Source organism: Lysinibacter cavernae (assembly GCF_011758565.1).
Classification (GTDB): Bacteria; Actinomycetota; Actinomycetes; order Actinomycetales; family Microbacteriaceae; genus Lysinibacter; species Lysinibacter cavernae.
The window spans coordinates 608,592-620,369 of the sequence record NZ_JAAMOX010000001.1; the positions used below are offsets into that span (position 1 = coordinate 608,592).

13 protein-coding genes and 1 pseudogene are annotated in these 11,778 nt (G+C 60.1%); 12 read left to right on the forward strand and 2 right to left on the reverse strand.

Annotated elements, in window-relative coordinates; all coding sequences use genetic code 11:
* Nucleotides 1–21 precede the first annotated feature (21 nt).
* The 6 genes from aroC (at nt 22) to nusB (ending at nt 4,401) form a co-directional block, all read left to right on the forward strand.
* Nucleotides 22–1,221 (forward strand): chorismate synthase, encoded by a 1,200-nt coding sequence (aroC, locus tag FHX76_RS02855; protein WP_167147642.1) that lies wholly within the window; start codon nt 22–24, stop codon nt 1,219–1,221.
* Nucleotides 1,221–1,811, forward strand: coding sequence for a shikimate kinase (locus FHX76_RS02860; RefSeq protein ID WP_341777839.1), 591 nt, complete (start codon nt 1,221–1,223; stop codon nt 1,809–1,811). Before aroC ends, FHX76_RS02860 begins: the two co-directional genes overlap by 1 nt.
* Nucleotides 1,792–2,889, forward strand: coding sequence for a 3-dehydroquinate synthase (gene aroB, locus FHX76_RS02865; RefSeq protein WP_167147644.1), 1,098 nt, complete (start codon nt 1,792–1,794; stop codon nt 2,887–2,889). Before FHX76_RS02860 ends, aroB begins: the two co-directional genes overlap by 20 nt.
* 3 nt (nt 2,890–2,892) lie before the next feature.
* The gene (locus FHX76_RS02870; protein WP_167147647.1) at nt 2,893–3,327 is read left to right on the forward strand and encodes a type II 3-dehydroquinate dehydratase; all 435 of its coding nucleotides are present in this window, start codon (nt 2,893–2,895) and stop codon (nt 3,325–3,327) included.
* Nucleotides 3,328–3,406: 79 nt separating this feature from the next.
* Complete coding sequence (gene efp / locus FHX76_RS02875; RefSeq protein ID WP_167147650.1) at nt 3,407–3,970, forward strand: elongation factor P; 564 nt, start codon at nt 3,407–3,409, stop codon at nt 3,968–3,970.
* Nucleotides 3,971–3,990: 20 nt separating this feature from the next.
* Entirely contained in the window at nt 3,991–4,401 is a 411-nt protein-coding gene (nusB, locus tag FHX76_RS02880; RefSeq protein WP_167147653.1) for a transcription antitermination factor NusB, read from the forward strand.
* Nucleotides 4,402–4,500: 99 nt separating this feature from the next.
* Here nusB and FHX76_RS02885 read toward each other — a convergent pair whose 3' ends face one another.
* Nucleotides 4,501–5,184: a DUF2848 domain-containing protein gene (locus tag FHX76_RS02885; protein WP_167147656.1), complete on the reverse strand. Its 684-nt coding sequence runs from the start codon at nt 5,182–5,184 to the stop codon at nt 4,501–4,503.
* A 113-nt stretch (nt 5,185–5,297) separates the two neighbouring features.
* Between FHX76_RS02885 and FHX76_RS02890 the strand changes: the two genes are divergently transcribed.
* On the forward strand, nt 5,298–6,674 hold the full coding sequence (locus FHX76_RS02890) for an MFS transporter (protein WP_167147659.1): 1,377 nt from the start codon (nt 5,298–5,300) through the stop codon (nt 6,672–6,674).
* Here FHX76_RS02890 and FHX76_RS02895 read toward each other — a convergent pair.
* Nucleotides 6,671–7,330: a GntR family transcriptional regulator gene (locus FHX76_RS02895; RefSeq protein WP_167147662.1), complete on the reverse strand. Its 660-nt coding sequence runs from the start codon at nt 7,328–7,330 to the stop codon at nt 6,671–6,673. The two genes, FHX76_RS02890 and FHX76_RS02895, sit on opposite strands and share 4 nt — an antisense overlap.
* A 29-nt stretch (nt 7,331–7,359) precedes the next feature.
* Between FHX76_RS02895 and FHX76_RS02900 the strand changes: the two genes are divergently transcribed.
* The 5 genes and pseudogenes from FHX76_RS02900 (at nt 7,360) to FHX76_RS02920 (ending at nt 11,745) form a co-directional block, all read left to right on the forward strand.
* Entirely contained in the window at nt 7,360–8,166 is an 807-nt protein-coding gene (locus tag FHX76_RS02900; protein ID WP_167147665.1) for a carbon-nitrogen hydrolase family protein, read from the forward strand.
* A gap of 240 nt (nt 8,167–8,406) precedes the next feature.
* Nucleotides 8,407–8,943: pseudogene (gene pyrR / locus FHX76_RS02905) on the forward strand (bifunctional pyr operon transcriptional regulator/uracil phosphoribosyltransferase PyrR); the annotation flags it as partial.
* The gene (locus tag FHX76_RS02910; RefSeq protein WP_167147671.1) at nt 8,940–9,893 is read left to right on the forward strand and encodes an aspartate carbamoyltransferase catalytic subunit; all 954 of its coding nucleotides are present in this window, start codon (nt 8,940–8,942) and stop codon (nt 9,891–9,893) included. The pseudogene pyrR and the gene FHX76_RS02910, both read left to right, overlap by 4 nt.
* Before the next feature lie 2 nt (nt 9,894–9,895).
* Entirely contained in the window at nt 9,896–11,230 is a 1,335-nt protein-coding gene (locus FHX76_RS02915; RefSeq protein WP_167147674.1) for a dihydroorotase, read from the forward strand.
* Nucleotides 11,230–11,745: a PH-like domain-containing protein gene (locus tag FHX76_RS02920; protein ID WP_167147677.1), complete on the forward strand. Its 516-nt coding sequence runs from the start codon at nt 11,230–11,232 to the stop codon at nt 11,743–11,745. Before FHX76_RS02915 ends, FHX76_RS02920 begins: the two co-directional genes overlap by 1 nt.
* The last annotated feature ends 33 nt before the right edge of the window (nt 11,746–11,778 follow it).

Consider the following 11,778-nt stretch of genomic DNA (forward strand, 5'->3'; position numbering starts at 1 on the left):
ACTACCGATAAGATACTCATTATGCTTCGTTGGCTTACTGCGGGGGAGTCTCACGGCCCCGAACTCATTGCTCTGCTCGAAGGGCTGCCGTCTGGCGTGCCCGTTTCACTCTCCGGAATCCAGGATGACCTGGCCCGGCGCAAACTTGGCTATGGCCGTGGCTCGCGCATGAAGTTTGAACAGGACGAGCTCAACCTCTCCGGTGGTGTTGTCCAGGGCCGCACCATCGGCAGCCCGGTTGCGATTCGTATCGGCAACACTGAGTGGCCAAAGTGGACCGAGGTGATGAGTGCAGAGGCAACCGAACTCTCTGAGAAGTCCCGCGGACGTGGAGCCAAGCTGACTCGTCCGCGTCCAGGCCACGCTGACCTGGTTGGCATGCAGAAATACGATTTCGACGAGGCCCGCCCCATCCTTGAGCGGGCCAGCGCACGGGAGACGGCCGCGCGCGTTGCCCTTGGCGCGGTTGCGCGGTCGTTCCTTGGCGAGCTCGGTATCCAGCTCGTTTCTCATACGCTTTCAATTGGCCCCGTGCAGGTTCCAGAGGGCTCGGCGCTTCCCCTGCCAGCTGATGTCGCGGCACTTGATGCTGATCCGCTTCGTTGCTTTGACGCGGCAACCTCAGCCGCAATGGTTGCGGAGGTTGACCTTGCGAAAAAGGAAGGCGACACGCTCGGCGGTATCGTCGAGGTGCTTGCGTACGGACTTCCACCAGGGCTCGGTTCACACGTGCACTGGGACCGGCGTCTTGATTCCCAGCTCGCTGCCGCGGTCATGGGCATCCAAGCGATCAAAGGTGTTGAGGTTGGGGACGGATTCGAGACAACCCGTCGTCGGGGCTCGGTTGCCCACGATGAGCTGCACATTGGGCCTGACGGCATTGAGCGTCCAACTCATCGCGCGGGTGGTACCGAGGGCGGCATGAGCAACGGGCAGGTGCTTCGTGTGCGTGCTGGGATGAAGCCCATCGCGACGGTTCCGCACTCGCTGCCGACGGTGGATGTTGCGACCGGTGAGGCCGCGACCGCACACCACCAGCGAAGTGACGTGTGTGCGGTGCCAGCTGCCGGCGTGGTCGCTGAGGCGATGGTGGCACTTGTGCTCGCAAACTCCGTTCTTGAGAAATTTGGTGGTGATTCCGTTGGCGAGACGCGTCGCAACATCGAATCGTACCTCGACCACATCCCGGAAACGCTCACAACCAAGGTTGACCAGGCGTAGTGTCTGCCTCACCTATTACTGAGCCCATCGTCTTTATCGGGCCGATGGCTTCGGGCAAATCCAGTATTGGCCGGAGGGTCGCAAAGCAACTTGGCGTGCCGTTTGTGGATAGCGACAAGGTGTTTGTTGCTGAGCACGGCGTCATAGCCGACTACTTTACGAGCCACGGCGAGCAGGCGTTCCGCGACCGCGAGGCAGACGTCGTGGAGGCGTTGCTGTTGCAATCGCGTGCAGACCTCGCCTCCGGTCAGCCATCGGTCATCGCGCTTGGCGGTGGGGCGATCGTGAGCGAACGGACACGGGCGAACCTCGCCGACGCGCACATCGTGCTCGTTATGACAACCGAAGAAGCCGTCCTCGGGCGATCAAATCTATCGTCGCGCCCACTGCTTGCCAACGATCCTGGCGCCTGGTCGAGAATCCTCGCTGAGCGCCTGCCGCTGTATAAGCAACTCGCCTCAGCCACGTTTGATACGTCGAGGCTACCCAAAGACCAGATTGCCAACAGCATCACCGCCTGGGTCGAGGCCGGATGCCAACCCGATGAGTCATCTACACGAAGGAACGGTCATGACCGAATCAACGCCTGAGCAGGCGGCAACGCACATCACTGTTCACGGCACGGCGCCCTACGACGTTGTCGTTGGCCGGGGAATTGTCGCTACGCTTCCCACCGTGCTCGGGGAGCGCGTCAATAAGGTTCTGATTGTCCACCCGCCAACGCTTGGTGCCGCCGCGGGCAGGCTCCGTGAGTTGCTCCTTGAAACCTATTCTGAGGTATTGCTCGCTGAGGTTCCGGATGCAGAATCAGCAAAGCGTGTTGAGGTTGCGGCGTTCTGCTGGCAGATCCTCGGGCAGGCTGACTTCACCAGAACCGACGCCATCATCGGTTTTGGCGGGGGATCCGTCACGGACCTTGCCGGTTTTGTTGCCGCGACCTGGCTACGTGGCGTTAAGCTCGTGCAGATCCCGACGACGGTTCTTGGGATGGTAGACGCAGCCGTTGGCGGCAAAACCGGTATTAACACTGCCGAAGGTAAAAATCTCGTCGGAGCGTTTTACGCACCGGCGGCGGTCCTTGCAGATCTGAATAATCTGGCGACGCTTTCACCCAATGAGATCCGCGCAGGCTTTGCGGAGGTCGTCAAATGCGGCTTTATCGCCGAACCGGAGATCCTCGATATCGTCGAGCGTGACGTTGACCTGGCCATTGATCCCACGAGTGATGAATTCCGCCGTGTGATCGAGCTCTCCATCGGCGTCAAGGCGCGTGTGGTGAGTGAGGACTTCACGGAGCAGGGTCAGCGCGAGATTCTCAATTACGGGCATACCCTCGGACACGCTATCGAACACGCCGAGCGCTATCAGTGGCGCCACGGAGCGGCTATCTCGGTTGGCATGATGTTTGCGGCCGAACTTGGGCGACTCGCGGGCAACCTTGACGACGCGGCGGTTGACCGCCACCGTGCCATCCTTGAACTCCTGACCTTGCCTGTTGAATACCCGGCCGGGCGTTGGCCTGGGCTGCTGAGCGCGATGCAGCGCGATAAGAAGGCTCGCGCCGGTATGCTGCGCTTTATTGTGCTCGACCGCATCGGAAAGCCCGCCGTGCTTGCCGGTCCCGACGAGACGCTGCTGTTTACGGCATACCAGGCGATCGCGAGCTAGACGATGACTCACGTACTCGTGCTCACCGCGCCGACCGTCAACGATCTCTCGTCTGGCGGAACGGTCGACGAATCTACCCTCACCGTTGATCTTGAACATCAGCTGGCGACAACGGCGCCGGAGGGGATGACCGTGGAGGTTCGCCACTCGGCAGACGAGGGTCAGCTGGCGTCATGGCTGAACGAGGCAAACGATCGTCGGTGGGACGTTGTGCTGTGCCCAGGCGTGTTTTCGGCGTTCAGCTACTCACTTGCTGGTGCCGTTGGGCGCCTCACTTCGTCTGGCCTGACGGTCATCGAGGTTGACACCGATAACCCACATGCGGGCGCAACGGCACACGCTCACAGCGCTATTACGTCTTCTGCAAGTGGCCTGATCTCGGGATTTGGCATGAATTCCTTTCAACTTGCCCTGCAGCACATTGGCCGTATCCGCTGAACACCACTAAACTCGCAAGGGCAAACTTTGCGCGGCTAGATCTCGCACGTACATTTCATAATCGAACGGAACTCACATCATGGCAACAACGAACGACATTAAGAACGGAACTGTTCTCAAGCTTGAGGGCAACCTGTGGAGCGTGATTGAGTTCCAGCACGTCAAGCCTGGCAAGGGTGGCGCGTTTGTTCGAACCAAAATGAAGAACGTCACGACCGGCAAGATCATCGACAAGACCTTCAACGCTGGCCTGAAGATCGAGACCGCCAACGTAGACCGTCGCGACTTCCAGTACCTCTACCAGGATGGCGCTGACTTCGTGTTCATGGACACGTCAGACTACGACCAGATCACGGTTCCCGCAGCTGTTGTTGGCGACGCCGTCAACTTCATGCTCGAAAACCAGAACGTGACCATCGCGCTGCACGAGGGCGAGCCGCTCTACGTTGACCTGCCGCTGACCGTCGAAATGACCGTCACCTACACCGAGCCTGGCCTGCAGGGCGACCGCTCAACCGGTGGAACCAAGCCTGCCACCATCGAGACTGGCTACGAGATCCAGGTTCCCTTGTTCCTTGAGCAGGGCACCCGCGTCAAGGTAGACACCCGCACGGGCGACTACCTCGGCCGGATCAAAGAATAGTCTCGGCTGAGCTGCTGTAAATGAGCGCACGTAGCAAGGCGCGTAAGCGCGCCCTTGACATTCTGTTTCAGGCCGACCTGCGCGAGATCTCGATTCTTGAGGCGCTGCAGGCCGAGGCCCAGCGTGCCGTGAGCGAGCCAGATCGTCAGGCTTCGTGGCTGTATGCCCGCGAGATCGTTGACGGTGTGAGCGATAACTCGGCAGAGATCGATGAAACCATCGAAACGTACTCGCAGGGCTGGACGCTGCAGCGGATGCCCGCCGTTGACCGAGCCATCCTCCGGGTTGGTGTGTGGGAGATCCTGTTTAACGACGAGATTCCAGCCGGTGTTGCTATCTCGGAGGCCGTCGAGCTGGCCAAGTCGCTGTCAACTGAGGAGTCCGGTGGCTTTGTCAACGGAGTCCTTGGCAAGGTTGCGCAGTCGGTTTAGGTTCTGAGTGCTGCCCCTGTCACCATATCCCGGTAGGGAGTGGGACAGGGGCAGTGTTCGTTAACACGCCGTTGTATTACCCGTCACACCGATGCGGGGCTAGCCGATTGGCTCCGGCATCCGCTCGACCGAGTAGGCTGCCCCAATCCGGCGATTGAGTACTGGATCGTAGAGCTCAACTCGCCAGGCTGTGGCGAACTGATTGACGCCCTTAACCATTTGGATGGTTCCTGAGAGCAGTATGGTTCCAGGTTCGTTGAGGCCGCGCTCGGTGAGTACCGCGAGCCAGTGGTCAGGACTGAGGAGTGCGGCGAGTGGGCTGTCTTGTATGAGCTCCTCGTTCTCGCCTTCGCCGACCCATCCGCGCAGCCGAATGCTGTCGAGATGATCACGGATCTCGGTGAGGGACCAGGCATCGGCGCCAAGCACGTCTGGGCTCGCGTTTTTGCTCCACGCGACTCCGTGGACCTCAAGCTTTCGGTCGGTGTGATCGCAGGCGACCGTGAGAAGTACGTCATCTTCGGTGACGACAAGTGCCCACTCGGCCTCGCCGGAGGTCTGATCGTGCTGAACGGGTACCAGGTTTGTCTGCATGGCGAGGTAGGGGGCGACCGGGTAGAGGGCTGGGATGGTCGTTGGCCCTGGGATGCCAAGCTCGGCGAGTTCGTCGATGTGGTCTTGGACTTCTTGCTGGTTTCGTCCAGCGTAGCCAGCGTTGAGGAGGCGCGTGACGGTCACGCTCGTGCTCGTCTGGTTTGGGAGGGTGAACGTGAGTGTTTGCATCGGGGTTCCTTCGAGTATTCGACACTGAATATGAGCGTCGGCTTGCAGTGGACACTGTGTATGCCTATTGTATACAACAACGTGTCAGTGTTGATACCTCAAGGAGCCCCCACATGAAAACAACCGAAACGCGGCCACACGCGCCCGCAAATCCAATCCCGAAACGTGATCTCTACCGTGCCTTCATAGCGAGCCTCACGGGAACTTCGCTCGAGTGGTATGACTTCGCCGTCTACTCCGCAGCGGCGGCCATCGTCTTCCCGATCCTGTTCTTTCCAGAGAGTGACCCGCTCACCGGAACCATCCTCGCGTTTTCCACCTATGCGGTTGGATATGTTTCACGGCCAATCGGTGGGTTTGTGTTTGGCCGGCTCGGTGACACCGTCGGCCGCAAGTTTGTACTCGTCACAACGCTGCTCATCATTGGTATCGCAACGTTTGTGATCGGGTTGCTGCCGACCTACGACACGATTGGCGTCGCGGCGCCGCTCCTGCTGGTTCTGCTGCGATTTGCGCAGGGCGTTGGTGTTGGCGGCGAATGGGGTGGCGCTGTGTTGCTCTCAAGCGAATTTGGTGACCCTGAGAAGCGCGGGTTCTGGTCCTCTGCCGCCCAGGTTGGTCCACCGGCTGGAAACTTGCTGGCCAACGGAACGCTCGCCCTGCTCACCTCGATCATGAGCGATGAAGCATTCCTCGACTGGGGCTGGCGTGTTGCGTTCCTGCTTTCCGCCGTTCTTGTTGGGTTCGGGCTTTGGATTCGACTCAAGCTTGAAGATACGCCCATCTTCCAGGCGCTCCAGGAATCCGGAGACAAATCGGATGCGCCGATTCGGGAGGTCTTCACGACGCAGCGGCGCCCACTCCTTGCCGCAATCATGTCTCGTATTGGGCCGGACGTCACCTACGCATTGTTCACCGTGTTCACGCTCACCTATGGCACGACGCAGCTTGGTTTTGAACGGGAACAGGTGCTTATCGCGGTACTGATTGGGTCTGCGTTTCAACTGTTTACGATCCCGCTGGCTGGCGCCCTCTCTGACCGGATCAACAGGCGGATGCTGTACGCGTTAGCCGCCGTTGCCGCGAGCGCCTGGGGCTTTGTCTTCTTTGTGGTCGTTGACGAGCAGAACACCTTCATGCTCACGGTCGGCATTGTGCTCGGACTCATGTTCCACTCGTTTATGTATGGCCCGCAGGCTGCCTACATTATTGAACAGTTCCAGCCGCGCCTCCGCTACACCGGCAGCTCACTCGCGTACACGATTGCCGGTGTGTTTGGCGGGGCGATTGCGCCGCTCATGTTCACCTGGCTATTAAGCGCTACCGGATCGTGGATCCCGGTTGCGATCTACCTCGCCGTTGCCGTCATTATCACGCTCATCGGGCTTGCCCTTGGGCGCGATTCAAACGTGGCCGAGGATCACGAATACCTTGAGAGCATGACGGGCGCGGTTGATGTTGCCGAGATTTCTTCGCAACAACGCGCCTAAGCGCCGCGCAAGAGGACGTCGAGCGTGACCGCCAAGTGATGGTCGGTGGCGGCGATTGCGGCGGATATGTCATTCGCTTCGATTGCCGCCACGATGTTCTCGTGTTCGGTGCATACGCTCTCTTGGCGATGTGGCGTTCGAAACAGTGCTTCTACGCCGATGAGTACGAGACGGGTCCGCAGCTTGGAATACGTTTCGGACAGCAACTCGTTCCCAGCGGCATCCACCAGCAACTCATGAAAGGTTCGATCGTGGGCAATGAATGTTTTTCCGGTCGCTTCAGGTTCGGAATGGACGAGCGAACGTTGCTCATCCAGGACCGCACGCATCGCTTGGGCGGGGGCAGCGCCCCGTTCCATCGCGAGGGTTGTTGCGCTTCGTTCGAGGATGCCGCGCAGCTCCATAACCTCGCTGATTTGCCGACCGGTAATGATGGGAATCTGCGCGCCGCGTTTGGGGATCATCTCGACGAGGCCTTCGGCCGAGAGCAACAGCATGGCTTCGCGGACCGGCGTTCGTGAGACACCAACGCGGTCGGCAATGTCTTGTTCGTTGATAAATTGCCCCTGCATCGCCGGGTCGCTGAGTACGTGCTCTCTGAGGAATGACGTTGCGAGATCGCGCCCTGACAGTGGTGCCGACAATGGGTTCTGCATACACCAGATATACACCATGAGGAGAAGAAATGAAGATTGCACTTGCACAAGTAGTGACCGGCGCCAACCTCGCCGAGAACCTTCGCATCGTCGAGGATCGCGTGATCGAAGCGGCAGAACGAGGAGCAGACCTCGTGGTCTTTCCAGAGGCAACCATGCGGGCCTTTGGTAACTCGCTCCTTGACATCGCGGAGCCTCTCGATGGGCCTTGGGTCACAAGCGTTCGTCAGTTTGCACGCGTGTATGGCATCACGATTATCGTTGGCGTGTTTACCCAAGGCGACAACGATCGGGTGGTAAACACCCTTGTTGTCGCACAACCGGACGGACTGAGCAGCTATAACAAGATGCACCTCTTTGATGCCTTTGGGTATGCGGAGTCGGAGTCGGTTCTCGCAGGGGAGTCTCCAACGGTGACCACTATCTCCGATGTGAATGTTGGACTCGCCGTCTGTTACGACCTCAGGTTTCCAGCGCTCTTTGCGCAGAACGCTGCCGCCGGGGCTGTCGTGAACGTGGTGAGCGCGTCGTGGGGTGCTGGTGAGTGCAAGATTGAACAGTGGATGTTGCTGGCAAGGGCACGTGCCCTTGACACGACGACGTTTGTGGTTGCCTGCGGCCAGGCAGATCCCAAAGCTGCCGGGGTGCCGGCCGTTCCGAACGCTCCTACGGGCGTTGGGCACAGTCTGGTGGTCGCTCCAGATGGGACGGTTCTCGCGGAAGCCGGTGCAGGCGAAGAACTGCTCGTCGTTGACCTAGACCTCACCCTCATTGAGTCAACTCGGCGGCAACTTCCTGTTCTGGCAAATCAGCGGTTTCGTTCCGTGCGTGCATAGAACCGGCCAGGAATCGCCAGTGATTGGTCGCAGATCCACTCAATCAATGCCGCATGGGTGGATCCGCGACCAATCTACGCGTGACAGATAAGGGCAGGTCGTGACGGGCTGCCCGTGAGGGGCGTATTGGCCAGGGGGTTGCCCTCGCGTGCGTGCAAGAGCGAGCCCAATGGCGTGTATGCTTGACCGAGACAAAACGACACCTTTAAACGCTGTCCAGAGAGGCAGAGAAGGGAGTCAGCTTTGAGCACTCGCATTGTGCTGCAGCAGGCTGATATTAGCCGGGCATTGACCCGTATCTCGCACGAGATTCTTGAATCTAACAAGGGAACTGATCGCCTCATCATTCTGGGAATCCCAACGCGCGGAGTCTTGCTTGGCCGCCGCATTGGGGAAATCATCCAGAGCATCGAACCAACCGAGCGCAACCTCGTTGGACAGCTCGATGTGACGATGTATCGTGACGATCTCGCCCATCATCCAACGCGGACCCCGTCGCCGACTGAGATGCCGGCAGAGGGCATCGACGGTGCCACTGTCGTCCTTGTTGATGATGTGCTCTACTCAGGCCGCACGATTCGCGCGGCCCTCGATGCGCTCAACGACTACGGGCGCCCCCGCGCGGTACGTCTGGCCGCCCTCATTGACAGGGGCCACCGACAGCTGCCAATTCGTGCCGACTTCATTGGCAAGAACCTGCCGAGCGCCTCGACCGAGCGCATCAACGTGCGGTTGACGGAACTCGACGGCGTTGACGAGGTGGCAATCGAATCATGAGACACCTCCTCAGTACCAAAGACCTCAGCCGCGACGAGGCCATCCAGCTGCTTGATATCGCGGAAGACATGGCCGACACGCAGCTGCGTGAGGTCAAGAAGCTTCCTACCCTGCGCGGCAAGACCGTTGTGAACCTCTTTTTTGAGGACTCAACTCGCACCCGTATCTCGTTTGAGGCTGCCGCCAAGCGCCTCAGCGCAGACGTCATCAACTTCTCGGCAAAGGGTTCAAGCGTCTCAAAGGGCGAGAGCCTCAAAGACACGGCCCAGACGCTGGCCGCAATTGGAGCGGACGGCGTGATCATCCGTCACCCTGCATCCGGAGCGCCTCAGCGTCTCGCCGAGAGCCGTTGGATCGACGCCGGCATCCTCAACGCTGGAGACGGCACCCACGAGCATCCAACTCAGGCCTTGCTTGACGCGTTCACGATGCGCCGCCGCATCCACGGCGAGGCAAGCCGAGGCCGCGACCTTGACGGCGTCTCCGTCGCCATCGTTGGCGACATCGTGCACTCGAGAGTCGCGCGGTCAAACCTGTGGTTGCTGCGCACGCTCGGGGCCAAAGTGACTTTTGTGGCACCCGCGACACTTATTCCGTTTGGCGCGGCATCGTGGCCAACCGAGATCAGCTACAGCCTCGACGAGACGCTCAATAATGAGCGACCGGATGTGGTCATGCTGCTCCGCATCCAGGCTGAGCGCATGCACGCGGCGTTTTTCCCGAATGAGCGGGAGTATTCCCGCTGGTGGGGGCTCGACGACGCGCGTTTTGCGGCGCTCAGAGGGGATAGCATTGTTATGCATCCCGGGCCTATGAACCGGGGGCTCGAAATTTCTTCAACGGCCGCCGATTCCGCGCAGTCGACGGTGTTGGAACAGGTCACAAACGGCGTATCCATTCGGATGGCTGCGCTCTACATGCTGCTAGCCGGCGAACGAGAGGGTGTCTAGGTATGAGCGAATCCGTACTGGTAACGGGGGCAACGCTTCCGTCGGGCGATCGTGGCGACATTCTGATCGCGGATGGCATTATCCGCGAGCTTGGCGGGCTGTCATCGCAAACCGCAGACCGCACCATCGACGCCGAAGGGCTCATTGCGCTTCCCGGTCTTGTCGATCTGCACACGCATCTTCGCGAGCCAGGGTTTGAGCAGAGCGAAACGGTGTTGACCGGAACGCAGGCTGCTGCCGCCGGTGGCTTCACCGCCGTCTTTGCCATGGCAAACACGCTTCCGGTGTCAGACACGGCCGGCGTTGTTGAGCAGGTCTACTCGCTTGGCAAGCAGGCCGGGTACGCAACGGTTCGCCCGATTGGCGCCGTCACGCGTGGCCTAGAGGGCGAGCAACTGAGCGAAATAGGTGCCATGGCACACTCACGGGCTCAGGTTCGGGTGTTCTCTGATGACGGCAAATGTGTGCACGACTCGCTTTTGATGCGTCGTGCCCTTGAATACGTGAGCACGTTTGACGGCGTTATCGCACAGCACGCACAAGACCCACGCCTCACCGAAGGCGCGCAGATGAACGAGGGTGCGCTGTCGAGCGAGCTTGGCCTCAAGGGCTGGCCGGCCGTCGCCGAAGAATCGATCATCGCGAGGGATGTTCTGCTCGCCGAGCATGTTGGTGCCCGTCTCCACATTTGTCACCTGTCGACCGCCGGTTCGGTCGAGGTCATCCGCTGGGCGAAGGCCCGCGGCATCAACGTGACCGCAGAGGCTACGCCGCACCACCTGCTGTTGACCGAAGACCTCGTGCGCAGTTACGACGCGCGCTATAAGGTCAACCCTCCGCTTCGACGTGACGAGGACGTGCACGCCTTGCGCGCCGCCGTCGCCGACGGAACCATCGACATTATCGCGACAGATCACGCCCCGCACCCGAGCGAAGCGAAAGAGTGCGAGTGGGACTCGGCTGCCTTTGGCATGGTCGGACTCGAATCGGCGCTGCCAGTTGTCCAAACCGCGCTGGTCGAAACCGGTCTGATTGGCTGGGACGACGTCGCGCGCCTGCTCTCAAAGGCGCCGGCCACCATTGGCGGCCTCGCAGGAGCTGGCGAGTTGCGGGTTGGGGGAGTCGCCGATATTACGCTGCACGACCCCGCCGCTTCGAGTGTGTTTGGCCTTGGTGATCTTGCCGGAAAGAGCCTCAACAGCCCGTTCCTCGACATGACACTCAGCGGCTCGATTCGCTACACACTGCACAACGGCTACCTCACGGTCGACGATGGTGCCGTTGTTGCCGCAGACACCGTCGCGGCCTATGCCGCCCGATTCAACGAGGGATTCTAATGGGACTACTCGGCTGGGGACTCGTTGTCGCCGCGTTTGTTGCGCTTCTCTTCCTCGTGATGTGGTTTGCCTGGCGGGCGCGCAGTAAGCGTTCGTCGTACCTCTCCGAACCGGATCGCGAGCTCAAGTCTGGTGATTTGCTCTGCGAGATCAAGTGCTTCTACGCGTCAACAACAACCCACGGCCAGCCACTTGAGCGCCTCGTGGTGCCGAGTCTTGGCTTCCGTGGAAACTGCGTGGTGACCGTCACCACCTCCGGCGCCATGATCCGAATCACGGGCGAGCTGCCCGTCGCCATTCGACGAAGCAAGCTGCGTGGCATCCACACGGCCCAGGTCACAATCGACAAGGCAGTGGAACGCGATGGACTTGTTGCCATCGAATGGATGCTCGCAGCGAACACCGGTGACGATGTTGCCGTAGACAGCTACGTGCGAGTGACCGACCCAGCAGACCGCAACGCCCTGATCGCAGCGGTCAATCAGGTACTGCCGCATCCGGCAACTGCCTCTTAGTTCATTTTTCTTTTCACCATTTTTAGACCTACA

Bases quoted from the DNA above. Each gene is read 5' to 3' on its own strand.
- nusB (WP_167147653.1), top strand. From the start codon at position 3,991: ATGAGCGCACGTAGCAAGGCGCGTAAGCGCGCCCTTGACATTCTGTTT.
- FHX76_RS02895 (WP_167147662.1), bottom strand. From the start codon at position 7,330: ATGCAGAACCCATTGTCGGCACCACTGTCAGGGCGCGATCTCGCAACG.
- FHX76_RS02885 (WP_167147656.1), bottom strand. From the start codon at position 5,184: ATGCAAACACTCACGTTCACCCTCCCAAACCAGACGAGCACGAGCGTG.
- FHX76_RS02920 (WP_167147677.1), top strand. From the start codon at position 11,230: ATGGGACTACTCGGCTGGGGACTCGTTGTCGCCGCGTTTGTTGCGCTT.
- aroB (WP_167147644.1), top strand. From the start codon at position 1,792: ATGACCGAATCAACGCCTGAGCAGGCGGCAACGCACATCACTGTTCAC.
- FHX76_RS02910 (WP_167147671.1), top strand. From the start codon at position 8,940: ATGAGACACCTCCTCAGTACCAAAGACCTCAGCCGCGACGAGGCCATC.
- aroC (WP_167147642.1), top strand. From the start codon at position 22: ATGCTTCGTTGGCTTACTGCGGGGGAGTCTCACGGCCCCGAACTCATT.
- FHX76_RS02870 (WP_167147647.1), top strand. From the start codon at position 2,893: ATGACTCACGTACTCGTGCTCACCGCGCCGACCGTCAACGATCTCTCG.
- FHX76_RS02900 (WP_167147665.1), top strand. From the start codon at position 7,360: ATGAAGATTGCACTTGCACAAGTAGTGACCGGCGCCAACCTCGCCGAG.
- FHX76_RS02890 (WP_167147659.1), top strand. From the start codon at position 5,298: ATGAAAACAACCGAAACGCGGCCACACGCGCCCGCAAATCCAATCCCG.
- FHX76_RS02915 (WP_167147674.1), top strand. From the start codon at position 9,896: ATGAGCGAATCCGTACTGGTAACGGGGGCAACGCTTCCGTCGGGCGAT.
- efp (WP_167147650.1), top strand. From the start codon at position 3,407: ATGGCAACAACGAACGACATTAAGAACGGAACTGTTCTCAAGCTTGAG.